Source organism: Pseudomonas sp. 1L-E-NC-VB-C3 (assembly GCF_057291535.1).
Window position 1 is genome coordinate 170,663 of record NZ_JBXAWD010000006.1, and the last position, 22,785, is coordinate 193,447.

Annotated in this window: 24 protein-coding genes and 4 tRNA genes; 20 read left to right on the forward strand and 8 right to left on the reverse strand. The window is 58.2% G+C overall.

What is annotated here, in order from left to right; translation table 11 throughout:
* The first annotated feature begins 68 nt into the window (after nucleotides 1–68).
* The 7 genes from AC0Z5Z_RS12200 to AC0Z5Z_RS12230 all read left to right on the forward strand — a co-directional run bounded on the left by AC0Z5Z_RS12200 (nucleotide 69) and on the right by AC0Z5Z_RS12230 (nucleotide 6,511).
* Nucleotides 69–144 (forward strand) — tRNA-Val (locus AC0Z5Z_RS12200).
* Nucleotides 145–199: 55 nt separating this feature from the next.
* Nucleotides 200–276, forward strand: a tRNA-Asp gene (locus AC0Z5Z_RS12205).
* Nucleotides 277–369: 93 nt separating this feature from the next.
* A tRNA-Asp gene (locus AC0Z5Z_RS12210) sits at nucleotides 370–446 on the forward strand.
* 490 nt (nucleotides 447–936) lie between these two features.
* Nucleotides 937–3,768: a xanthine dehydrogenase family protein molybdopterin-binding subunit gene (locus AC0Z5Z_RS12215; protein WP_252869129.1), complete on the forward strand. Its 2,832-nt coding sequence runs from the start codon at nucleotides 937–939 to the stop codon at nucleotides 3,766–3,768.
* Nucleotides 3,761–4,300, forward strand: coding sequence for a (2Fe-2S)-binding protein (locus AC0Z5Z_RS12220; protein ID WP_016773947.1), 540 nt, complete (start codon nucleotides 3,761–3,763; stop codon nucleotides 4,298–4,300). The genes AC0Z5Z_RS12215 and AC0Z5Z_RS12220 overlap by 8 nt, the downstream gene beginning before the upstream one ends.
* Nucleotides 4,301–4,302: 2 nt before the next feature.
* Nucleotides 4,303–5,538 (forward strand): c-type cytochrome, encoded by a 1,236-nt coding sequence (locus tag AC0Z5Z_RS12225; RefSeq protein WP_485611152.1) that lies wholly within the window; start codon nucleotides 4,303–4,305, stop codon nucleotides 5,536–5,538.
* A gap of 1 nt (nucleotide 5,539) precedes the next feature.
* The gene (locus AC0Z5Z_RS12230; RefSeq protein WP_353188884.1) at nucleotides 5,540–6,511 is read left to right on the forward strand and encodes an XdhC family protein; all 972 of its coding nucleotides are present in this window, start codon (nucleotides 5,540–5,542) and stop codon (nucleotides 6,509–6,511) included.
* A gap of 129 nt (nucleotides 6,512–6,640) precedes the next feature.
* Here AC0Z5Z_RS12230 and AC0Z5Z_RS12235 read toward each other — a convergent pair whose 3' ends face one another.
* On the reverse strand, nucleotides 6,641–7,924 hold the full coding sequence (locus tag AC0Z5Z_RS12235) for an NAD(P)/FAD-dependent oxidoreductase (RefSeq protein WP_252869132.1): 1,284 nt from the start codon (nucleotides 7,922–7,924) through the stop codon (nucleotides 6,641–6,643).
* A gap of 183 nt (nucleotides 7,925–8,107) precedes the next feature.
* Here AC0Z5Z_RS12235 and AC0Z5Z_RS12240 point away from each other — a divergent pair.
* Nucleotides 8,108–8,184, forward strand: a tRNA-Val gene (locus AC0Z5Z_RS12240).
* Between the two features lie 464 nt (nucleotides 8,185–8,648).
* A complete protein-coding gene (locus AC0Z5Z_RS12245; RefSeq protein ID WP_252885703.1) occupies nucleotides 8,649–9,104 on the forward strand; it encodes a DUF2214 family protein in 456 nt (151 codons plus the stop codon).
* 219 nt (nucleotides 9,105–9,323) lie between these two features.
* Here the strand turns inward: AC0Z5Z_RS12245 and csrA are convergent, their stop codons facing one another.
* Complete coding sequence (gene csrA / locus AC0Z5Z_RS12250) at nucleotides 9,324–9,518, reverse strand: carbon storage regulator CsrA (RefSeq protein ID WP_003179932.1); 195 nt, start codon at nucleotides 9,516–9,518, stop codon at nucleotides 9,324–9,326.
* 250 nt (nucleotides 9,519–9,768) lie between these two features.
* Here csrA and AC0Z5Z_RS12255 point away from each other — a divergent pair, with 250 nt between their 5' ends.
* Nucleotides 9,769–10,134, forward strand: coding sequence for an SPOR domain-containing protein (locus AC0Z5Z_RS12255; protein WP_056784413.1), 366 nt, complete (start codon nucleotides 9,769–9,771; stop codon nucleotides 10,132–10,134).
* An 85-nt stretch (nucleotides 10,135–10,219) separates the two neighbouring features.
* Here AC0Z5Z_RS12255 and AC0Z5Z_RS12260 read toward each other — a convergent pair whose 3' ends face one another.
* The 3 genes from AC0Z5Z_RS12260 to AC0Z5Z_RS12270 form a co-directional block, all read right to left on the reverse strand.
* Nucleotides 10,220–10,909, reverse strand: a complete 690-nt coding sequence (locus AC0Z5Z_RS12260; protein WP_041478547.1) for an endonuclease — start codon at nucleotides 10,907–10,909, stop codon at nucleotides 10,220–10,222.
* 4 nt (nucleotides 10,910–10,913) lie between these two features.
* Nucleotides 10,914–11,183, reverse strand: a complete 270-nt coding sequence (locus tag AC0Z5Z_RS12265) for a DUF1654 domain-containing protein (protein ID WP_016774035.1) — start codon at nucleotides 11,181–11,183, stop codon at nucleotides 10,914–10,916.
* Between the two features lie 197 nt (nucleotides 11,184–11,380).
* Nucleotides 11,381–12,469 carry an asparaginase gene (locus AC0Z5Z_RS12270; RefSeq protein WP_095179504.1) on the reverse strand — a complete coding sequence of 363 codons (1,089 nt, stop codon included), beginning with the start codon at nucleotides 12,467–12,469 and terminating at the stop codon, nucleotides 11,381–11,383.
* A 336-nt stretch (nucleotides 12,470–12,805) separates the two neighbouring features.
* Here AC0Z5Z_RS12270 and AC0Z5Z_RS12275 point away from each other — a divergent pair, with 336 nt between their 5' ends.
* From AC0Z5Z_RS12275 to AC0Z5Z_RS12310, 8 genes are all read left to right on the forward strand, one after another.
* Nucleotides 12,806–13,255, forward strand: a complete 450-nt coding sequence (locus AC0Z5Z_RS12275; RefSeq protein WP_041478549.1) for a hypothetical protein — start codon at nucleotides 12,806–12,808, stop codon at nucleotides 13,253–13,255.
* Between the two features lie 198 nt (nucleotides 13,256–13,453).
* Entirely contained in the window at nucleotides 13,454–14,410 is a 957-nt protein-coding gene (locus AC0Z5Z_RS12280) for a sugar ABC transporter substrate-binding protein (RefSeq protein ID WP_024012403.1), read from the forward strand.
* A gap of 55 nt (nucleotides 14,411–14,465) precedes the next feature.
* The gene (locus tag AC0Z5Z_RS12285) at nucleotides 14,466–16,019 is read left to right on the forward strand and encodes a sugar ABC transporter ATP-binding protein (protein ID WP_485611153.1); all 1,554 of its coding nucleotides are present in this window, start codon (nucleotides 14,466–14,468) and stop codon (nucleotides 16,017–16,019) included.
* Nucleotides 16,016–16,993: an ABC transporter permease gene (locus tag AC0Z5Z_RS12290; protein WP_056784425.1), complete on the forward strand. Its 978-nt coding sequence runs from the start codon at nucleotides 16,016–16,018 to the stop codon at nucleotides 16,991–16,993. The genes AC0Z5Z_RS12285 and AC0Z5Z_RS12290 overlap by 4 nt, the downstream gene beginning before the upstream one ends.
* 3 nt (nucleotides 16,994–16,996) lie before the next feature.
* Complete coding sequence (locus AC0Z5Z_RS12295) at nucleotides 16,997–18,016, forward strand: LacI family DNA-binding transcriptional regulator (RefSeq protein ID WP_252869136.1); 1,020 nt, start codon at nucleotides 16,997–16,999, stop codon at nucleotides 18,014–18,016.
* Nucleotides 18,017–18,040: 24 nt separating this feature from the next.
* Entirely contained in the window at nucleotides 18,041–18,958 is a 918-nt protein-coding gene (gene rbsK, locus AC0Z5Z_RS12300; RefSeq protein WP_056784430.1) for a ribokinase, read from the forward strand.
* The gene (gene rbsD, locus AC0Z5Z_RS12305; RefSeq protein ID WP_041478553.1) at nucleotides 18,955–19,359 is read left to right on the forward strand and encodes a D-ribose pyranase; all 405 of its coding nucleotides are present in this window, start codon (nucleotides 18,955–18,957) and stop codon (nucleotides 19,357–19,359) included. Before rbsK ends, rbsD begins: the two co-directional genes overlap by 4 nt.
* Nucleotides 19,360–19,390: 31 nt before the next feature.
* Nucleotides 19,391–20,419, forward strand: coding sequence for a nucleoside hydrolase (locus tag AC0Z5Z_RS12310; protein ID WP_041478554.1), 1,029 nt, complete (start codon nucleotides 19,391–19,393; stop codon nucleotides 20,417–20,419).
* A 33-nt stretch (nucleotides 20,420–20,452) separates the two neighbouring features.
* On the opposite strand, the gene AC0Z5Z_RS12315 is transcribed toward AC0Z5Z_RS12310, so the two are convergent.
* Nucleotides 20,453–20,653, reverse strand: coding sequence for a hypothetical protein (locus AC0Z5Z_RS12315; protein ID WP_016774045.1), 201 nt, complete (start codon nucleotides 20,651–20,653; stop codon nucleotides 20,453–20,455).
* A gap of 129 nt (nucleotides 20,654–20,782) precedes the next feature.
* Between AC0Z5Z_RS12315 and AC0Z5Z_RS12320 the strand changes: the two genes are divergently transcribed.
* A complete protein-coding gene (locus AC0Z5Z_RS12320; protein ID WP_252885707.1) occupies nucleotides 20,783–21,085 on the forward strand; it encodes a hypothetical protein in 303 nt (100 codons plus the stop codon).
* 166 nt (nucleotides 21,086–21,251) lie between these two features.
* Nucleotides 21,252–21,569, forward strand: a complete 318-nt coding sequence (locus tag AC0Z5Z_RS12325) for an I78 family peptidase inhibitor (protein WP_476249179.1) — start codon at nucleotides 21,252–21,254, stop codon at nucleotides 21,567–21,569.
* Between the two features lie 65 nt (nucleotides 21,570–21,634).
* On the opposite strand, the gene AC0Z5Z_RS12330 is transcribed toward AC0Z5Z_RS12325, so the two are convergent.
* Both AC0Z5Z_RS12330 and AC0Z5Z_RS12335 read right to left on the reverse strand, forming a co-directional pair.
* Complete coding sequence (locus AC0Z5Z_RS12330; protein ID WP_003179963.1) at nucleotides 21,635–21,847, reverse strand: cold-shock protein; 213 nt, start codon at nucleotides 21,845–21,847, stop codon at nucleotides 21,635–21,637.
* A 290-nt stretch (nucleotides 21,848–22,137) separates the two neighbouring features.
* Nucleotides 22,138–22,440: a hypothetical protein gene (locus tag AC0Z5Z_RS12335; RefSeq protein ID WP_041478556.1), complete on the reverse strand. Its 303-nt coding sequence runs from the start codon at nucleotides 22,438–22,440 to the stop codon at nucleotides 22,138–22,140.
* Nucleotides 22,441–22,785: the final 345 nt, after the last annotated feature.

Consider the following 22,785-nt stretch of genomic DNA (forward strand, 5'->3'; position numbering starts at 1 on the left):
AAACTCCAATCCTGCTATTGACTTAGCTTCGCCACCTGCGTAAATTTCGCGGCCTCGGAGATGCAAACGGGTGATTAGCTCAGCTGGGAGAGCGTCTGCCTTACAAGCAGAATGTCGGCGGTTCGATCCCGTCATCACCCACCACTACCGAGAAGCTTGCGCAAGCAAGAGAGTAGGCTGAAAGTGCCTGCACCGACGCGCAGCGGTAGTTCAGTCGGTTAGAATACCGGCCTGTCACGCCGGGGGTCGCGGGTTCGAGTCCCGTCCGCTGCGCCATATTTTACGAGTCAGATTCATCTGGTTCGCGATTGCAAGGCACCGAAGCCGGCAATCAAAACGAGTTACTTGAGCGCAAGCTCAAAGCGATACGCAGCGGTAGTTCAGTCGGTTAGAATACCGGCCTGTCACGCCGGGGGTCGCGGGTTCGAGTCCCGTCCGCTGCGCCATATCTGTTTCAAGGACCACTGAACGCCTTGAAGCGCCGAAATCAGCCATTGGCTGAATCGGATCGATAGCAAAGACCCTGGTCGAAAGACCGGGGTTTTTTGTGTCTGAAATTTGGTTATTCCTCATTCCTCTCTCCTTAAGTCCATGCGAATCCCTGTGGGAGCGAGCCTGCTCGCGAAAGCGCCGGCACGTTCAAAATCTGTATTGCCTGGAAAAACGTTTTCGCGAGCAGGCTCGCTCCCACATAGGCACGCTCTGTTATCTCGGCAGATCGGATGCGGTGCTACGTCGCATTGATTTTTTGATTATTTAGTCAGGTTTTTGTAACTGGTTGTTTGCTGTGGGCGCAGAAACCTTTAAAGTTAACCTTTCGGTCAGCTTTGCACTGTCAACACAGCTCTTTGCTTCGCCAGAAAGAGCTTCTGCACGACTCGAGATCCCCAGTAGATAACCACAAGGGCGGACCTATAACCGCCCAGAGGATGATCCATGTCCAACCGTGAAATATCCCGGCGCTCGTTCCTCCAGGGCGGGCTGGTGGCGGGTGTGAGCGTTACGCTTACGCCGCTCAGCAGTCAGGCGCTGGCTGCCTTGATGGAAAACAGCGTCACCGTGCCGTCCGAGAAATGGCTCGGCAATAACGGCAAGGCCCGTCAACGCAACGATGCCTTGTCCAAGGTCTGCGGCAGCAAGGTGTTTGCCCGCGACATCCGCGCCAAGGACATGCCTGGCTGGCCTGAGCAACAGGGCCACGCCATGCTGCTGAAAACCATCAAGGCCGACCGTATCTACGCAGGTTACGACCTGTCGTGGCTCGGCGCTGATCTGCAGCCAGACCGCATCGTTACCGCTGCCGATCTGGACAAGGACGGTATCGTCTTCCCCGAAGAGCACGCGCCTGATCCATTGCTGCCGGAAGGTAAAGTGCCGATGTTCATCGGTCACCCGGTGGCGATCCTGATCTGGAACGATTTCGAGCGTTTCCGTCAGGCCAAGAATCAACTCAAATTCAATGACAAGGCGATTCGTTACGGCGCCAAAGTGCCGTTCTACGAAGGCGATCCCTACGGCAGCTTCCGCTATGTGCGCGTCGGTGGCGCGACCTCGGCGGATGAAGACGAGTTCGCCAGCCTCAAGGATTCGATTCTGTTCCCGATGCTGAAGAACCGCCGTCCAGTGTGGAACGCATCGCCGAACCTGCATGGCAACCTCACCGAGCGCGGTCTGTTCTACGCCGACCGCATGAAGCAGGAGATCGACACGCCGCCAGACAACTGGCTGGTGTTCGATGAGCGCTACAAGACGCCGTCGATCGAACCGGCCGCCCTTGAGCCGGACAACGGCAACGGCTGGTACGACCCGAAAACCAAAACCCTGCATTTCGTCGTGGCGACGCAGTGCCCGCTGGAAGTCGCGACCGAGACTGCGAAGATGATCGGGCCGTCGCGTTTCGGCTTGGCCAACCTGAACATGCACCCGGGCTATACCGTCGGCTATGGCTCCAAAGACCACAACATTTTTGTCTACTATGCAGCCCTGGCCGCGCTGTACGGCGCCGGTGTGCCGGTGCGTCTGGCCAACGACCGCTATGAGCAATTCCAGAGCGGTATCAAGCGTCACCCGTTCGACATCCGCTACCAGTTGGCCGTGGACAAGAACGACTACACCTTCAAGATTTTCCGTGCAGAAATGAGCGTCGACGGCGGCGGTCGGGTCAACTACAGCCCATCGGTGGCGGCGGTTGGCGCCACCGCAGCGCAGTCGATCTACTACATGCCGCAGAACGACCTGCAAGTCACCGCGTATCACTCGCGCGCGGTCGAGGCGGGTTCGATGCGCGGTTACGGCACCCTGCAAAGCATGGCGGCGACCGAAATGATGGTCGACGAGATCGCCAATCGTCTGGGTGTCGACGCCATCGATTTGCGCCGCAGGAATGCCCTGCGTTCCGGTATGAAAAATACCCAGGGCGCAATCCCGGCCGGTGCATTGCGCCTGCACGAAATTCTCGACAAGGCCTCGGTGCACGAAGTCTGGAAAAACCGCGACACGATCAAGCAACAACGTGAAGCGGCAGACCCGGATAACTGGTACGGCGTCGGTTTCGCCATTTGCCAGAAAGACTTCGGTACCGGCTCCGAAGCACCGATGGCCAGCATCGAATTCACCGCTGACGGGCGCATCACCCTGCGCCATATCGGTATCGAAATCGGCACCGGCATGTCCACTTCGCAAGCCTTGGTCGTCGCCGATTTCCTCGGCAGCCCGGCGCATGATGTGAAGACCGGAGAAACCGAGTGGCAGGAAATGCAGCTGATCACCAGCGGCAACCCGTACATCATGAGTCAGGCCGAGCAGGATAATCTGCTGCGCAACCCGCGCTGGGTCGGCAAGCTGGCGTCGGCGTCTTCGGCGACCAACTCCGCCTATTACTTCAGCCATGCAACCCGTGAGGCCGCGCGCGTGCTGTTCAACCATGGTTTGTGGCCCGCGGCGCTGGAGATATGGCGTCAGGGGCCGTACGGCGGCCAGGCCAACCCTTACGTGGTGCGTCGCGAAGATGCGCATTGGGTCGACGGCAAGCTGACCGCCAACGGCATGCAGCCGCTGAGTTTCGAAGAGCTGGCCAAGCGCGCCCACGAACGCGGGCTGGTGACGGGCGCCACGGTGCACGGTTTCAACCGTTGGAGCTGGGCCGAAGCCGAATACAGCATCGACGGCGTGCGCGAGCGCTTGCCGCTCGACGGTCTGGCGGTGAAATACGGCGATGGCGCGCCACAAGCGAAGAAAGCGCAGATGAACAGCGCCGGCTTCCACTTGCTTGATCGGCAGAACGTCAACTACCCGGTAGTGCAGTTGAACAACGCTGCCGTGACCTATTACAGCCCGGTCGCCACGTTGGTCGAGCTGAAGGTCAACAAAGGCTCGGCGGAGGTTCAGGTGCTCAACCACCATTCTTGGATCGAGTGCGGGCGCGTGTTGGTTGAAGAGTTGGTCAAGGGCCAGCTCGAAGGCGGTATCGCCATGGGTATTGGTCATGCGCTGATGGAAGAAATGCCGTTGTACGAAGGCGGGCCGGGGGAGGGTGACTGGAACTTCAACCGTTATCGTCTGCCGATGGCCCGTCACGTTGCCGTGTGGAAGCAGACTGCGGAGATCCTGCCGCCGCTGTCGCCGAGCGATCCGTCCAAGGGCATCGCCGAAGTGGTGATGATCCCGATTGTCGGTGCCATCGGTAACGCCGTGGCGCACGCCATCGGTAAACGTGTTCGTGACTTGCCTATCACCGCTGCGCGCATCAAGGAGGCCCTCAATGGCTAACCGTCCGCTTCAACTGACCCTCAATGGTCAATCCGTCGGCCCGGTGGACATCCCTGATGACCTGCCGATGATCGACTATTTGCACGAATACAAAAACCTCACCGGCTCGCGGCTGGGCTGCGGTCAGGGGATCTGCCACGCCTGCGTGGTGATCGTCGATAACCCCGACGGTACCAGCGAAGAAGTGCGCACCTGCATCACCGGCGCGCACTACTTCGAGGGCAAGAAAGTCCGCACCATCGAAGGCCACGCCACTCGCGACGAGCAGGGCCAGGTCACTGAGCTCAATCCGATCCAGCAGCGCTTTGTCGACGAGTTTGCCTTCCAGTGCAGCTACTGCGCGCCAGGCTTCGTCAACGCCGCGACGGTGTTGGTCGAGAAGCTGCAGCGCCAGCCGATCGTCAAAAGTCAGCTGGAACAGGTGATCGAGGACAGCCTCGGCCATCACGTCTGCCGCTGCACCGGGTACGTGCGTTATTACAACGCCACGCGCAACGTGCTGACCGATCTTGGTCTGGTCAAGGAGGGTTGAGCATGAAGCGTTTACTGACCCGCCTGACTTTTGCGGTCGGACTGGCTGCGCCGTTTTTGGCGGTCCACGCCGATGATCAGGTCAAGCGCGGCGAATACCTCGCCCGCGCCGCTGACTGCATGGCCTGCCACACCGCACCGGGTGGCGCGCCCTATGCCGGCGGCCTGCCGATCGTGTCGCCGTTCGGCACGATCTACGGCACCAACATCACCCCGAGCAAAGAGCACGGCATCGGTCTGTACAACGATGACGAGTTCTTCGCTGCGCTGACCGAAGGCAAACGGCGCGACGGTGCGAATCTGTATCCGGCGATGCCGTACACTTCGTATCACCTGATGCCGCGCGCCGATTCCGATGCGATTCACGCGTATCTGAAAACCATCGAGCCGATCGAACGCGCCGCGCCGGTGACCAGCCTGAGCTTTCCGTTCAACGTGCGTCTGGGCCTGACCGGCTGGAACATGCTCTACGGTAAAGACGTCAAGCTGGAGCCGGCCGAAGGCAAAAGTGCGGCGTGGAAGCGCGGCCAGTATATGGTCGATGTCCTCGGCCACTGCGGTGAATGCCACACGCCACGTGGCCTGCCGGGCGCGATGCAAATGGACAAGCGCATGACCGGCGGCATTCTCAATGGTTATCTCGCGCCGAGCCTGCTGGCCACCGACCTGGCCGCGCGCGGCTGGAATCAGCAGGATCTGAGCACGTTTCTGAAGCATGGCATGAGCGCGCAAGGAACGATGTTCAACGAAATGTTCCCGGTGTTTCACAACAGCACTCAAGGTCTGAGCGATGCTGATCTGGCGGCAATGGCGACGTTCCTGCTTGGCGAGCAACCGCCACCAGCCAAAGAGCTCGTCGAAGTACCGCTGGACAAGCTCAGCGCGAGTGCTCAGCGCGGCCGTCAGGAATATCTGAACGTCTGCGCCGGTTGTCACGCGGCTGGCGGTGAAGGCAAACCGCACATCGCAGTGGCCATGCGCGGCAACACCACGTTGCGTCTGGAAGATCCGCGCAACCTGTTGCGAGTGATCTATGACGGCATCGGCGAACAGAAGTTTTCCGGGTTCGAGCACATGCAGCCGATGCCGGGTTTTGCTGAAAAGCTCAGTCCTGAGCAATTGACTGATCTGCTCAACTACCTGCGTCAGGGTTGGGGCGGCCAGAGCGCTGAGCTGGCAGTAAGTGAAGTGCAGAAGCTGCAAGCCGACGCGCCGAGCGTCGAGCACAAGGCCCACTGATATGCAGCATCTCGATCTGCAAGTGGTGCGTCGGGCGCTGGAATGGTCGGTGGCCGGGCAGCGAATCTGGCTGTGCACGGTGCTGACCACTTACGGCTCGGCACCGCGCGCGCCGGGTTCGCTGCTCGCGGTGAACGAAAGCGGGCAGTGGATCGGTTCGCTGTCGGGCGGTTGCGTTGAGGAGGATTTTCTTGAGCGCGTTGCCGAAGGTGCGTTTCTCGAAGCAGTCAGCGTCGTGCGTTACGGCGAAGGCGATGATCCGCGCTCGCGGGTCAGTCTGCCTTGCGGTGGCATTCTCGATGTGTTGGTGGAAAAACTTGACGCCGACTGCGCGGTGCAGGCGCATCTGCGTGAACTGGAATCAGCGCTGCTGGGTCAACGTCGTCTGCTTCGCGAAGTCGATCTGGCCAGCGGTGCGCGCGTTCTGTTGGCTGATCGCGAGCAGGGTGCACGGATCGAGCGTGAGATTGATCGGGTGCGCATCCGTATCGGTGCAGCACAGCGCTTGTTGCTCGCCGGCTACTCCAGTGTGGCGCAGGCCTGTGCCGAGTTCGCGGTAGGACTTGGCTTCGAAGTGATTCTCTGCGATCCGCGCGACGAGGTGCTGGAAGGTGTGGTGCTCAATGGCGTAGAAATCCGTCGGCAGCTGCCTTCGGTGTTTATTGCCGACGGTGGTTGTCATCGCGATACGGCGGTAGTGGCGTTGACCCACGATCCGCGTATCGATGATCTGGCGATGATGGAGGCGGTGCGCACCAAGGCGTTTTACATCGGTGTGATGGGATCGCTGCAGACGTCGCAAAAACGCTTTGAGCGCTTACGTCGCATTGGTGGTTTGAGCGAGGCGGAGCTGGCGCGGATTCATGCGCCGATCGGCCTCAACCTCGGCAGCAAGACACCGGCGGAAATTGCGCTGGCAGTGCTGGCGGATATCCTGCGGATTCGCAGCGGGATCGCTCGGGATCAGCTCTGATCCTAAGCCTTGCTGAATCTACTGTGGCGAGGGGATTTATCCCCGGTTGGACTGCGCAGCAGTCCCCTCCTGCTCAAGAGGGGGCGCTTCGCACCCCCAACGGGGATAAATCCCTCGCCACGATGGTGTTTATAGACCGTACTTATCGCGCAGCCCGTAATACCAGGCCCCCAGCGCGGCAAACGGTGTGCGCAGCAATTGCCCGCCGGGGAAGGGGTAGTGGGGCAGGTCGGCAAAGGCATCGAAGCGCTCGGCCTGACCGCGCAACGCTTCGGCGAGGACTTTGCCAGCCAGATGCGTGTAGGTGACGCCGTGACCGCTGCAGCCCTGCGAGTAATAGATGTTGTCGCCCAGGCGCCCGACCTGCGGTAAGCGCGAAAGGGTCAGCAGGAAGTTGCCGGTCCAGGCGTAGTCGATCTTCACGTCCTTGAGTTGCGGGAAAGCTTTGAGCATCTTCGGGCGAATGATCGCTTCGATGTTCGCCGGATCGCGAGCGCCGTAAACCACGCCGCCACCGAAGATCAAGCGTTTGTCGGCGGTCAGGCGATAGTAGTCGAGCAGATAGTTGCAATCCTCCACGCAGTAATCCTGCGGCAAAAGCGCCTTCGCCAGCTCATCGCCCAGCGGCTCGGTGGTGATCACCTGGGTACCGCACGGCATCGATTTGGCCGCCAGTTCCGGCACCAGATTGCCGAGGTAGGCGTTGCCGGCAACGATGATGAACCTGGCCCTGACCTTGCCTTGCGGCGTATGCACAACCGGATTGGCCCCGCGCTCGATGCGCACGGCAGGTGATTGCTCATAGATGGTGCCGCCGAGAGACTCGACTGCCGCTGCTTCACCGAGCGCCAGATTCAGCGGATGGATGTGGCCGCCGCTCATATCGAGCATGCCGCCGACGTACTGATCGCAGCCGACCACTTCGCGGATGCGGCGTTGGTCCATCAATTCCAGCTGGGTGTGGCCGAAGCGCTCCCACAACCGTTTCTGCGATTCAAGGTGGGCCATTTGTTTGGCGGAAAGGGCGGCGAATACACCACCGTCTTTCAGGTCGCACTGGATGTTGTATCTGGCCACGCGCTCGCGAATGATCCGGCCGCCTTCAAAGGCCATTTCGCCGAGCAGTTGCGCCTGCTTGGGGCCGACCGTGCGTTCAATGACGTCTATGTCGCGGCTATAGCTGTTGACGATCTGCCCGCCGTTTCGGCCCGAGGCGCCAAAACCGACTTTCGCCGCTTCCAGCACGGTTACGCGAAAACCGTTCTCCAACAGGAACAGGGCGGACGACAGCCCGGTATACCCGGCGCCGATCACACAGACGTCCGTCTCCACATCATCCTGCAGCACAGGGCGTGGTGGTACGGCATTGGCCGACGCAGCGTAATAAGACTCTGGGTATTGGTTGTTCGCCATCCTGCCGCCTCTGTTTAATATATTTTACGAGTGCGTCGATCCTACCCGAGTTGAAAAACCTCCGCCAGCTACCGAAAAATCTTCGTCGCTGAGGCGAAATTAAATATTTTGCATATTCATAGGGTTAGGTGAAAAAAAGGTGTTGACACCCCTCCGGAATTCCGTAGAATGCCGCCTCACAGCAGGCACGTAGCTCAGTTGGTTAGAGCACCACCTTGACATGGTGGGGGTCGTTGGTTCGAGTCCAATCGCGCCTACCAAACAAAATCCGCTCTGCTGGGCGGTCTAGAAGGGCTCACCGAAAGGTGAGCCCTTTTTTGTTGTCTGCGATTTGCGCAACGCTTGTTCCCAGTCATTTCCGCTTCGCTCTGATCAGCTCTCCATTCATTACTATTTGGGCAAAGTGATCAAGCGCCATTTTGGTGCGTTTTTCTACCATTTCGTTGTTGAAAACACCTGAATATCCAAAGGCTTACAGCTATTTTTCTCCAACCGGTTATCGAAAAAGCCTTGTTGCATATTGGGAATTTAAGTAACATCCGTTCCGCGTTCACCACCACGGTTTATGCATTTTTAAATCCCAAGCTTCCATCAGCTGCTTGGGATTTTTTTTGCCTGCGTTTTGGCGTTTGGCATCTGTCTCGCCGTCAGCTCCAAGCGAGGCCCCGCTTTTTCGTCTACTACTGACTGGCCGATTTTCAACTCTTTGTAAGGGAGTGCGTCGATGCTGAGTCAGTGGATCCTTGCGGCTGTTCATCTATTCGCGTTTGCCTTGGCTTTCTGGGCGGTGCTGACGCGCGGCACAGTGTTCAGCCAGCTCTCGGCGGGTACGGGAGAGGTCAAGCGCGTGCTGCTCGCGGATAACTTGTGGGGGCTTTCAGCTTTGACGCTGCTTATTACCGGAGCGATGCGCGCATTTGGTGGTTACGAGAAAGGCTCTGACTATTACCTGCATCAGCCGCTGTTTCATCTGAAGATGACGTTGTTAGTGCTGATCCTGCTGGTAGAGCTTGCACCCATGATCACGCTGATCAAATGGCGCATCGCATCGTCGCGCGGGGTAGCGCCTGATGCCGGGCGTGCGAAGTTGTACGCGCGCATCAGTCATGTTGAAGCGCTGCTGCTGATCCTGATGATGGTCGCGGCGACAGGCATGGCGCGTGGGGTGATATTCGCTTAGAAGGCGAAATTCTCCGTGCTCTATCGGAAACGTCCGACAGCCAGCTCCAGGAGTGAAAGGTAATATCGGCGCAAGAAAGGAGGGAGTGACAAGTGAAAGGAGTCAGTGTGCTTCAGGCGCCGTGCCCAGCGGGGTGAAATGCGGATGGCTAAACGGCGCGTGAATCTTTAGCCAGTCTTGCGCGACGGCAATAGGACTGGCTACGTAATGCAAAGTGGCTCAGGGTGTTTGCGGCTTGTCCGGAGCGGTCAGGCCGGCCTGGATGCGTTGGTAAATTTCTTCACGGTGCACTGCCACGTTTTTCGGAGCGTTGATGCCGATGCGGACTTGTTGGCCGCTGACTCCGAGGATGGTGATCGTGATGTCATCACCAATGTTTATGCTTTCACCGACTTTGCGGGTGAGTATCAGCATGGTCTTCTCCTTGATTGCTTTGTAGGGCACCTGATTCAGACAGTGCAGAGGTCGGTGGTATCTATAGATTAGTGCGAAGTCTCACGGTTTGGGTGCCTCTTTCTGACGCGCAGATGCGGCATTAATTCCCAGGGCGTAACTATACAGAGGCTGCAATCATCATTCTCGTTGTTTTGTGCCCATTTTGCGGGGCTCGCGAAGTATTTATGAATGATAAGATCGCCGCTTTGTGAATTCCGAGGAAAGCGTTGTGCGCAAATTGGTTTGGCTGGTAGCGGCACTGGCATTGGCAGGCTGCGGTGAAGGCAAGAGTGTAGATGCGCCAAAGCCTGAGACAAAGGTCGCGGCAGCGCCGGCGGCCGCCGCGCCACAGTGGGATCTGGAAGTGCGTGGCGAAACTCCGCAGGCTGTCAGTGACCTGAGCGGCTGGTTGATCGAGCATGCTTTCGTTCCGACGGTCGTCAAGGACGGCAGCGGTAAAACACGAATTCTGATCGGTCCGTTCAATTCTCAGGCTGACGCCGAGGCGCGCAAGGTGCAGGTGGATGCGGCATTGGTAAAAGCCAAGAAACAAAATATCGAGTCGGTGGTGATTGAGCATCCCCTCACGCCATAAGCGTAGCGCCTTCAAAACAGGTTGAACGCCAAACGTGAAAAAGGCCTCGAGCATAACGCTCGAGGCCTTTTTATTTGTGCTGCGATCAGCCGCAGGCTTTAAGATTTACCGAGCCGACAAACTCGTTGCCGCGCCCCATCACGCACGCCACGCTCTGGTTGCGCTGACGTTCCCAGTCCTGCACTGGATAGGTCTTGTCCCACGCTTCGTACAACTGCCGATCCTGCTTCGACAGGCGCAGTCCGTATTGTTTGCTCATGTAAAAATACGTGCGGGCGATCATGCCGCGGATCGAAGGGCGGGGCATGACCTTCTTGGCCTTGAAGTCGACCTGCGTCAGGCAGGATCCATACTGACCGGACTGCACCGGCAACCAGCCGTAGCTGAAGTTGCTGCGATCACCGTTGACCTCACCGATGCTCGGTACCAGGTTGTGCAGGTCAGCTTCGGCCTTTTGATAAACCGGATCGTAACGCGTGCAATTCTTGCGTCCGCCTTGCTGCCAGCACTGCCGCTGATGCCCGATCTGCCAGGCCGGCACGATGTGCTCCCACTCGATCCTCGATGCACGCTTGGCGTTCTTGCGCGGCACATAGCCGCAAGCCTTGAGATCGACGCGGTTGCCGGTGTACTTGCAGCCGCAGTAGAACTCCGTGGACTGCGGCGCATAAAGTTTCCATGCGGCTTTCTTGGCTTCGGAAAATGTACGTGGGGCGCCAGCCTGGGCGCCCACGGCGAAAAACAACAACAGCAAAGCAACACAGCGGACACTCATTGAATCAATCTTCCTTCGGCACAACCCAAAAAATCTGCACGCCACCGTCATCGCGATAGGCGAGGGTGACGTTGTCGTTCTCGTCGATTTCCTCGAGCAAGCGCTCCCAGTCGTCCATCGGCTCATCCGGCAGACGGAAAATCAGTGCGGCTTTGGCTTTTTGTGCGGTGGGGGAATTGATGATTTTCTGAACGCGCATACCCATGCGTTCATAAGCGTCAGGAGCAGCAGGAGAGGTGGCCACGAGGTTATCCTTATTAAGCTGTACGTGCATACAGTATTTAACTGTAAGCGATTTCGCAACTGCTTAAAATTCAAGAAAATCCTCTGACAGCGGGTTTCCGATTTTGGTGTAGGACTTGTCGAGATTTTTGTGGGAAAAGTATTGGAAGGGTGTAAGCGGGGCACCACCTGTCAAGCTGACAGGTGATGCGCAATTGCCCGATCGAGAAGTGATCAGGCGATGTTCAATCAGTATTCCCAGAACATCCGTTGCAGCTCTTTGCTGTCGTTGGTCTTGGTCAGTGCAACCATCGCCAGGATGCGGGCTTTCTGAGGGTTCAGGTCGTGAGCGACAACCCAGTCGTATTTGTCGTCGGGCTGTTCGGCGTTACGCAGGACAAAGCCGCCGGCGTTGACGTGGGACGAGCGAATGATCTGCACGCCATCCTTGCGCAGCGCTTGCAGGGATGGAACCACGCGGGAAGATACCGAACCGTTGCCAGTGCCGGCGTGGATGATGGCTTTGGCGCCGGCTTGAGCCAGTGCCTTGTAGGCGGTATCGCTGACGTTGCCGTAGGAGTAGGCAATTTCTACGTCAGGCAGGCTCTTGATGTCCTTGATGTCGAATTCCGAATCCATGGTGTGACGCTTGGCCGGCAGGCGGAACCAGTAGGATTTGCCTTCGACCACCATGCCCAGCGGACCCCAGGCGCTTTTGAATGCTTCGGTCTTGATGTTGATCATTTTGCTGACGTCGCGACCGGACTGGATCTCGTCGTTCATGGTCACCAGCACGCCTTTGCCGCGCGCTTCTTTGCTGCTCGCCACGGCGACGGCGTTGTACAGGTTGAGCATGCCGTCTGCCGACATGGCAGTGCCCGGACGCATCGAGCCAACGACGATGATCGGCTTGTCGGTTTTCTCGACCAGGTTCAGGAAGTACGCGGTTTCTTCCAGAGTGTCGGTGCCGTGGGTGATAACGATGCCGTCCACGTCCTTGCTGTCGGCCAGTTCGGAAACGCGACGACCCAATTGCAGCAGGTTGTCGTTGGTGATGCTTTCCGAAGCGATCTGCATGACTTGTTCGCCACGCACGTTAGCCAGTTTGCTCAACTCGGGAATGCCGGCAATCAGTTGTTCGATACCGACTTTTGCTGCCTGATACGTGGCGCTGTTGGCCGCACTGGCGCCGGCGCCAGCGATGGTGCCGCCTGTGGCGAGGACGACGACGTTGGCCAGTTTCGTCTGGGTTTCGGCTTCTTTTGCCTGAAGGGCAGCAGGCAGGAGCAGGAGTAGGGCCAATGCGCCCGGAATCAAAGTATTGAAAGCAGATTTCATTATTTTTCTCTCTAGTCGTGAGACGGTGCTGATGCAGGTTCATCTAGATGCGCCCCAAGCCGATCTGAATGCTCGAGGTGCAAGGACGGGAGCAGGATTCATACCATGCGTAATGTGCTGGCGGAAAATGTTTAACCCAATGATTTAAATCAATATTTGTCGAGGGCTAGAGCATCGTTGAGGATCCATCCATCCGGGATTCCGAACGACAGACGGATTCGTGTTCGGCTCGCCGATAGGCAATCTCTGAAAAGCCAGGCGGGTGACAAATCCCCGCTAAAGAAATGTGCTCTCAGGCCGATGCGTCCTCAAGGAAACCAAATCTTAGGAGTTCACATGTCACTGACGGTCGGTTTTGCCAATCCCGCTGCAGTCACCATTGGCGGTAAAACTGCAGCGACGATCAACAGCCTGAACGATGCGACCAATGAGACTTCGGCGCAGGCGCTGGGTACCGAAAAGACTGAGAAGAATCAGGTCAGAACCGGTGGCGGGCCTGTGCAGGAAAACAGTGAAACCGAGGCTGACAGCAATCTCAGCATCACCGTCAAGACGTTGCTCAAGCGGATGAAGGAACTGCAGAAGCAACTTCAGGAGCAGCAACAGCAACTGGCTGCGGCTCAGGCCGCAAGCTATCCGACTCCCGAAGCGAAATCCCAGGCAGTGATGTCGATTCAGGGCCAGATCGCGCAAACCAGCGCCGCACTGGCAGAGGTGGCGGGTGCGTTGGTCAAGGAGATGTCGAAAAGCGCTACAAGCGGTGGCCTGGTCAACACGACCGCCTGAAGCGTCTGATGGCCGACTCAGCGATTCGGCCTACAACAAAAGACGATTTCTGATTGTTGACAAATGTCAGCGGGATTCTCATAGTTCGGTCTACGCAAACGTTTGCGCGGCTTTGAAGGGCATCTGCTTCCGGAGCCGTGACGTAGCTTACGTCAGCGCAAACGTTGCTCACAATAATCATAAGATCGGAGTGAACCCATGAAGCTGCCATTCGCCGCACGTCTTCTTGCTGTCGCTATGCTGGCTGCCACAGCCGCCGCACTACCTGTCTCCTCGGCGTTCGCCGAATCCGCAGAAAAGCCCAAAGTCGCGCTGGTCATGAAATCTTTGGCCAATGAATTCTTCCTGACCATGGAAGACGGCGCCAAGGCGTACCAGAAAGAACACTCCGCCGATTTCGATCTGATCTCCAACGGTATCAAGGACGAAACCGACACTGCCGGCCAGACTCGCATCGTCGAACAGATGATCCTGGCCAAGGTGAATGCACTGGTGATCGCGCCTTCTGACTCCAAGGCCATGGTGCCTGTGATCAAGAAGGCCGTAGACGCCGGTATCACGGTGATCAACATCGACAACCAGCTTGATCCCGCCGTGGTCAAAAGCAAGAACATCAACGTGCCGTTCGTAGGTCCGGACAACCGTAAGGGTGCACGTCTGGTTGGCGAATATCTGGCCAAGCAACTGAAGGCGGGCGACGAGGTCGGCATCATCGAAGGCGTGTCCACCACCACCAACGCGCAGGCGCGCACGGCCGGTTTCAAGGACGCGATGGAAGCCGCGCAGATCAAAGTGGTCTCGCTGCAGTCCGGTGACTGGGAAATCGACAAGGGCAACAAGGTTGCGGCTTCGATCCTCAGTGAATACCCGGATGTCAAAGCGCTGCTGGCCGGTAACGACAGCATGGCGGTCGGTGCCGTTTCCGCAGTCCGTGCCGCTGGTAAGGCTGGGCAGGTGAAAGTCGTCGGTTACGACAATATCAATGCCATCAAGCCAATGCTCAAGGACGGCCGCGTGCTGGCGACGGCTGATCAGTTTGCAGCCAAGCAGGCCGTGTTCGGCATCGAAACCGCGCTGAAGATCATCAAGGGCGAGAAAGTCGACAGCGGTGCCAACGGCGTGATCGAAACACCGGTCGAGCTGGTCACCCAGTAAGTCATCTGGCGACACAACGGCGCTCGTCCGTCTGGGCGAGCGCGTGGAGATTCCTATGTCAGTTTCCGCTCCGAACGCTGTCCTCTCGGTCAGCGGTATCGGCAAGACCTATGCGCAACCGGTGCTCACCGGCATCGATCTGACGCTGATGCGCGGTGAAGTACTGGCGCTGACCGGCGAAAATGGTGCCGGCAAAAGTACCCTGTCGAAGATCATTGGTGGTCTGGTCACACCCACTACCGGCCAGATGCAATTCCACGGCAAGGATTATCGTCCGGGCAGCCGTACCCAGGCCGAAGAGCTTGGCGTGCGCATGGTCATGCAAGAACTCAATCTGTTGCCGACGCTGTCGGTGGCGGAAAACCTCTTTCTGGATAATCTGCCGAGCAGCGCTGGCTGGATCAGCCGCAAGCAGTTGCGCAAGGCGGCGATCGAAGCCATGGCGCAAGTCGGCCTCGATGCGATCGATCCGGACACGCTGGTCGGTGAACTCGGTATCGGTCATCAACAGATGGTCGAAATCGCGCGCAATCTGATTGGCGATTGCCACGTGCTGATCCTTGATGAGCCGACCGCGATGCTCACGGCGCGCGAAGTCGAAATGCTCTTCGAGCAGATCACCCGATTGCAGGCTCGCGGCGTTTCCATCATTTATATCTCTCATCGTCTCGAAGAACTGGCGCGGGTGGCCCAGCGTATTGCCGTGCTGCGTGACGGCAATCTGGTCTGCGTCGAGCCGATGGCCAACTACAACAGCGAGCAACTGGTCACCTTGATGGTCGGTCGCGAGCTGGGCGAACACATCGACATGGGGCCGCGCAAGATCGGCGCTCCGGCGTTGACAGTCAAAGGCCTGACGCGTTCGGATAAAGTTCGCGACGTCTCTTTCGAGGTGCGTGCCGGGGAGATTTTCGGCATTTCCGGATTGATCGGGGCAGGGCGCACGGAATTGCTGCGGCTGATATTCGGTGCCGATGCTGCCGACAGCGGCACCATCGCGCTCGGCTCCCCGGCCAAAGTCGTGAGTGTTCGCTCGCCAGTCGATGCCGTACGCAATGGCATCGCGTTGATCACCGAGGATCGCAAGGGCGAAGGGCTGCTGCTCAGTCAGTCGATCAGCGCCAACATCGCCCTGGGTAACATGCCGGAAATCTCCAGTGGCGGTTTCGTCAACAACGGCGACGAAATCTCCCTGGCGAAGCGTCAGATCGAAGCCATGCGCATCCGCAGCTCGAGCCCGACGCAGTTGGTTTCGGAACTGTCCGGCGGCAATCAGCAGAAGGTCGTGATCGGTCGCTGGCTGGAGCGCGACTGTTCGGTGCTGCTGTTCGACGAGCCGACTCGCGGGATTGATGTCGGCGCCAAGTTCGATATTTACGGTTTGCTCGGTGAGTTGACCCGCCAGGGCAAGGCATTGGTCGTGGTGTCCAGTGACTTGCGCGAGTTGATGCTGATCTGTGACCGGATCGGCGTGCTTTCGGCGGGGCGTCTGATCGACACCTTCGAGCGCGACAGCTGGACCCAGGATGATTTGCTTGCCGCCGCATTCGCCGGCTACCAGAAACGTGATGCGTTGCTCAATGAGGCAGCGCCTAGGGATCTCCCATGAAAACTGCATCTTCTGCCAGTAAACGTAGTGGCAATTTCTTTGGCCTGGGTACTTATCTGGGCCTGGCCGGTGCATTGCTGGCGATGATTGCGCTGTTCTCGGTTCTGAGCAGCCATTTCCTTTCGTACAACACTTTCAGCACCCTGGCCAACCAGATTCCCGACCTGATGGTGCTGGCCGTGGGCATGACCTTTGTGCTGATCATCGGCGGCATCGATTTGTCCGTCGGCTCGGTGCTGGCGTTGGCCGCATCGACGGTCAGCGTTGCGATTCTCGGCTGGGGCTGGAGCGTTTTGCCAGCGGCGCTGCTCGGCATGGCGGTGGCGGCGCTAGCCGGGACCATCACTGGCTCGATCACCGTGGCCTGGCGGATTCCGTCGTTCATCGTCTCTCTCGGCGTGCTGGAAATGGCCCGCGGTGTGGCGTATCAGATGACCGGGTCGCGCACTGCCTACATTGGCGATGCGTTCGCCTGGCTGTCGAATCCGATCGCGTTGGGCATTTCCCCGTCGTTCATCATCGCTTTGCTGGTGATCTTCATCGCGCAGGCAGTTTTGACCCGCACGGTTTTCGGCCGCTACCTGATCGGCATCGGCACCAACGAAGAAGCCGTGCGGCTGGCCGGGATCAATCCCAAGCCCTACAAGATTCTGGTGTTCAGCCTTATGGGCCTGCTGGCGGGCATTGCCGCTCTGTTTCAGATTTCGCGTCTGGAGGCGGCTGACCCGAACGCAGGTTCGGGCCTGGAACTGCAAGTGATCGCGGCGGTGGTTATCGGTGGTACCAGCCTGATGGGTGGACGCGGTTCGGTGATCAGTACTTTCTTTGGCGTGCTGATCATTTCCGTGCTCGCGGCCGGTCTCGCGCAGATTGGTGCGACGGAGCCGACCAAGCGCATCATCACCGGTGCGGTAATTGTTATCGCCGTGGTGCTCGACACCTATCGCAGTCAACGCGCCAGTCGCCGGGGCTGAACCATGGCAACGATCAAGGATGTAGCGGCGCTCGCGGGCATTTCCTATACGACCGTGTCGCACGTGGTGAACAACACCCGCCCGGTGAGTCAAGAAGTGCGGCGCAAAGTCGAGGCGGCGATCAAAAGCCTCGACTACGTGCCCAGTGCCGTGGCGCGCTCGCTGAAAGCCAAAACCACGGCGACCATCGGCCTGCTGGTGCCTAACAGCCTCAACCCGTACTTCGCTGAATTGGCGCGCGGAATCGAGGATTACTGCGAGCGCAACGGTTACTGCGTGATCCTCTGCAACTCCGACGACAATCCGGACAAGCAGCGCAGTTATCTGCGCGTGTTGCTGGAAAAACGTATCGACGGTTTGATCGTCGCCTCCGCCGGCGGTGACACTGGTCTGGCGCAAGGGCTGGCAGGCGTGAAGACGCCGATGGTTATCGTTGACCGGGGTCTGGAAGGTGTAAATGCCGATCTGGTGCGCATCGACCACGAATACGGCGCTTATCTGGCAACCCGTCACCTGCTCGAGTTGGGGCATCGCGACATCGCCACCATCGGCGGTCCGGCCAGTACCAGCGTGGCGCAAATGCGTCAGGCCGGTTATTGCCGAGCGCTGCGAGAAGCGGGAATCGAGGTGCGCGAGGAGCGTATGCTCGAAAGCGACTTCACCAGCACCGGCGGTTACAACGCCGCTGCCCGGCTGCTCGAGATCAATCCGCCGAGCGCGATTTTTGCCGGCAACGACATGATTGGCATCGGTGTGCTGCGTGCGGCGGCTGAACGTAATGTCCGGGTACCGGCCGAGCTGTCGGTGATCGGCTTCGATGACATTCAGATGAGCCGTTATGTCTATCCGGCGCTGACCACGGTCGGCCAGTCGATCCTGCAACTGGGCGAGATGGCCGCCGAAGTGCTGTTGCGCAGAATTGCTGCGCCCGATTCGGGCACCGATCAACGCATCGTGACCCCGAGCATTGTCCTGCGCGAATCGACCGCGCCGCTGTCCGGCGTGTTCACCGAATATCGCTGAAACCGAATTGATGAGTAGTGATGTATGCCAGCAAATGTAGTGGTAATAGGCAGCCTGAACATGGACCTGGTCACCCGGGCCCCGCGGCTGCCGCGCGGCGGTGAAACGCTGATCGGTCATTCCTTTGCCACGGTGTCTGGCGGCAAGGGCGCCAATCAGGCGGTTGCTGCTGCGCGCTTGGGCGCTAAGGTGGCGATGATCGGTTGCGTCGGAAATGACGACTACGGTGTGCGATTGCGTGATGCCTTGCTCGCCGAGCACATCGACTGCGAGGCTGTCAGTGTCGTAGAGGATTCCAGTGGCGTAGCGCTGATTGTGGTGGATGACAACAGCCAGAACGCCATCGTGATTGTCGCCGGTGCCAACGGCGCGATGACGCCGGCAGTGATCGACCGTTTTGATGCGGTTTTACAGGCCGCCGATGTAGTGATCTGTCAGCTCGAGATTCCCGATGCGACGGTCGGACATGCGCTCAAGCGTGCGCGTGAGCTGGGCAAAACCGTCATCCTCAACCCGGCGCCGGCCAGCCGTCCTTTGCCGGCTGACTGGTTTGCCGCCATCGACTATCTGATTCCCAACGAAAGCGAAGCCGCCGCATTGAGCGGGCTCGCTGTCGACTCGCTGCAGTCGGCAGAAACGGCTGCCACTCAGTTGATTGCCATGGGCGCGGGCAAAGTCATCGTCACGTTAGGCGCGCAAGGCTCATTGTTCGCCAACGGCAACGGCTTCGAACATTTCCCCGCGCCGACCGTGAAGGCGGTCGATACCACGGCGGCGGGCGACACTTTCGTCGGCGGTTTTGCCGCAGCGCTGGCCGATGGCAAGACTGAGGCCGAGGCGATTCGCTACGGGCAGATCGCCGCTGCACTGTCGGTTACCCGCGCCGGTGCGCAACCGTCGATTCCAACCATGTCCGAAGTACAGGCGTTCAAACCCGCATGAAAAAGACTCCTCTGCTTAACGTCGCGCTGTCGCGACTGATCGCTTCTCTTGGCCACGGTGACATGGTCGTGATTGGCGATGCCGGTTTGCCCGTGCCACCGGGTGTCGAGTTGATTGATCTGGCGCTGACCCATGGCATCCCTGATTTCGTCAGCACGCTGAAAGTTGTACTCAGCGAGATGCAGGTAGAAAGCCATGTGCTGGCCAAAGAGATCTTCGACAAACAACCCACGGCACTTGCCGATCTGGACGCGTTGAACGAAGAGGGCGCGCTGGGCCGTAGGGATCTGCTCACCCACGAGCAGTTCAAGGTGCTTAGCCGACAAGCCAGGGCGATCATTCGTACAGGAGAATGTCAGCCGTACTGCAACATCGTTCTGGTCGCCGGGGTTACATTCTGATTTCCGATATCACCTGCACAAGGAATGCGCTATGCAACGCTATGCTGCAAAACTTCATCAACTGGTCCGGAGCCTGCTGCTTTTGTCTGTGATAACTGCGACCGGCGTTCAGGCCGCTGAAAAAATCGATTTGATCATCGACACCGATCCAGGCGCTGACGACGTTGTCGCTTTGCTCTTCGCGCTGGCGTCGCCGGATGAATTGAATATCCGCGCGTTAACGACTGTCGCCGGCAACGTGCGCCTGGACAAGACTTCGCGTAACGCGCGACTCGCTCGCGAATGGGCAGGGCGCGAAGACGTGCCAGTTTACGCTGGCGCACCGAAGCCGCTGATGCGCACGCCGATCTACGCCGAGAACATTCATGGCAAGGAAGGCTTGTCAGGCGTCACGGTTCACGAACCGAAGAAAGGCTTGGCGAAAGGCAATGCGGTCAATTACCTGATCGACACTCTTAAATCGGCCAAACCGCACAGCATCACCATTGCCATGCTCGGTCCGCAGACCAACCTGGCTCTGGCATTGATCCAGGAGCCGGAAATCGTTCAGGGCATCAAGGAAGTGGTGATCATGGGCGGGGCGCATTTCAACGGTGGCAACATCACCCCTGTGGCTGAATTCAACTTGTTCGCCGATCCGCAGGCTGCCGAGGTGGTGCTCAAGAGCGGGGTGAAGCTCACCTATCTGCCGCTGGACGTGACCCACAAGGTCCTGACCAGCGATGCACGCCTGAAGCAGATCGCCGCGCTGAACAACAATGCGAGCAAGATCGTCGGCGACATTCTCAACGAGTACATCAAGGGCGACATGGAGCACTACGGCATTCCCGGCGGTCCGGTGCATGACGCGACGGTTGTGGCGTATCTGCTCAAGCCTGAGCTGTTCACCGGTCGGGCGGTCAACGTCGTAGTGGATAGCCGAGAAGGACCGACATTCGGCCAGACCATTGTCGACTGGTACGACGGCTTGAAAGCGCCTAAGAATGCATTCTGGGTCGAAAATGGCGACGCCCAGGGATTCTTTGATCTGCTGACCGAGCGCCTGAAACGCCTGAAATAAGTCGTCAACCCGCAGGCGGTTGCCTGCGGGTTTTCACTGCGGCTGTTCGGCCTGACCGATCGGATAGCGTTCGAATACCTGATTGATAAAATGCTGCGCCGCTTCTATCCCCAGCTCCTTGACCAGTAAATCAATGCCGATCAGCGCCAATTCTTCCGTCGTGCCGGGGCTGTAAGAGCTGTGTCCTTCGGCCCATTTGGCGTTGATGGCGGCGTCGATGCTTACACTGGTCATGGGAGGCTCGAAAGGTCAGGATGTCTGTTTTCGAGTTAACCATTTTGTGCGGCATTTGGCACTGCGACTTAGGCATGAGCGGAGCCCTATGCGACACTTGGTCTTTTCTGGCTTGCAAAGGACCCCGCTGTGCAGATTGATCTGAATACCCCTGACGGCCTCACACTCGAAGCAGTTCGCCAATTGCTTGCCTCGGGCAGTGACGACGTGCACAACCAATTGCGCGTGACCAAAGATGGCATTGCCTATCTGTCTACGGTGACCGGTGGGCAGGATATCGAGGGTCTGTTGTTTCGCCTGGAAACCTGGGCGAAGGGGGCGGGCTATGTGGGTAACGTCGCAGCCAGCGATGAAGTCTGGGTGATGCAGATTTTCAACGCACTCAAAGACAACTGGCCGAATCCGCCCTACGACTACATCGACGTTTATTGAGGTCGTTAATATTCAGTCACGAATGTTTGATGAGCCGGACAGGGCGGCTCAGGCACACTCGGCATTTTTCCGCTCGTGGGGCAGGGCATGGCTTGAGCCTTGAAACCAAACGCCGCATTGGCGGTCGCACGATCTCTGCTTAAACATTTGAAAACAAGGAGGCTTCATGCCTTTGAAGTTCGCGACACTGGGTGCACTTATGGCCGCTGCTTTCTTGGCTGGTTGCAGCACAACTTCCAGCGAGTCGGCAAAGGAGCCCGTGGCGGCTGAATCAGGAAATAGCCGCTGCGAAGCATCGGCGGCGCAATTTGCCATCGGCAAGAAGGCATCCCCTGAGTTGCTGGATCAGGCGCGTGCCAAGGCTGGGGCGCAAAATGCGCGCTTCCTCAAGCCGAACGACATGATCACCCTGGAATACCGCTCCGATCGCCTGAACCTGAACACCGACAACAACTTGGTAGTTACTCGCGTCAACTGCGGCTGAGTCCTTTTGCGTCAGGCATAAAAAACCCCGTCACCAGGACGGGGTTTTTTTAGTGCGCCGAGAAATTACTCTGGGCGAACCTGTGCAGCTTGCATACCCTTTTGGCCTTTCTCAGCCACGAAAGAGACGGTCTGGCCTTCTTTCAGGCTTTTGAAACCGTCGGATTCGATAGCTTTGAAGTGTACGAACAGGTCGTCACCGCCACCTTGAGGAGTGATGAAGCCGAAGCCTTTTTCATCGTTGAACCATTTAACGGTGCCGGTTTGGCGATTAGACATGGTGTATCTCCAAGAAACATATATTTTCAGTAGTGCTGTGCTGCTCAGGCCAACTGGGCACACCCGGGTATCATAGTCGAAATGTTCGCTTTGGTAGCCCCCCGGACGTGCTGTTTGCCAATCAGTCGTGTTTTCTTTACCACCTGGTTGCGCTGAAAGCCCCGGTTTGAAAGGCTTTCAGCGAAACGTAAAGACGATAAAAAAACCTGTAAAACCTGCATAAATCGTCTGAAAAGCCTCATTTCCAGCACTTTTTTCCGCCTTTCAGCCGATGTTAATGCCCGGTTTTCTTATTTTTTCGGGGCGGTATTTGCCTTGCATTTGGCGATCTGGCCAAGGGCTTTCTGTTGCAATTCAGGAGTCGCCTTGTTGTCCATCAGCGCCTGAATGTCACTGGCCGGATAGGACTTGATGGCGTCAGCTCCGCAAGCGCAGTGGGATTTCGCCGCGGCAGCACCGATTTGCTGGGTTGCAGCCTGAGTGCACTGGGCCATGTACTTCTCGCGCTCGCCTTTTGGCCAGTCGGCATGGGCGCTCAGTGGTAGCAGCAGAACGACGGGGGCGACGAGGGCGAATAAGCTTTTCAGACGCATGCGAGGATGCTCCTTGTGGGTCAATGTCTTGTTATCTGAGGGCGCAAAGGCCGATCAAGTTCAGCACTCTGGCATAAAAACGGACATTTGGCCTTCTGCCAAATCAGGGCGTAAGCGACCGCTCATCTGTGCTAGCATGCCGGGCTCAAGCGTTCTCAGGCTTCGGATGACCTTCAGTCCCGAAGCGGTCGGCGTGCGAATTTTTCCGATTTGAATCCCAGTCACTCTGGTTCGGTTTTCCGGTTGGCCGCAAGGCTCCTGCCGCTGTAAGGCAGGCGTTCGTCATTGAATGGCCTGGATCGGATCTTGTACTGGCTCATCCCAACCCACGTGACCTTTGGTAGG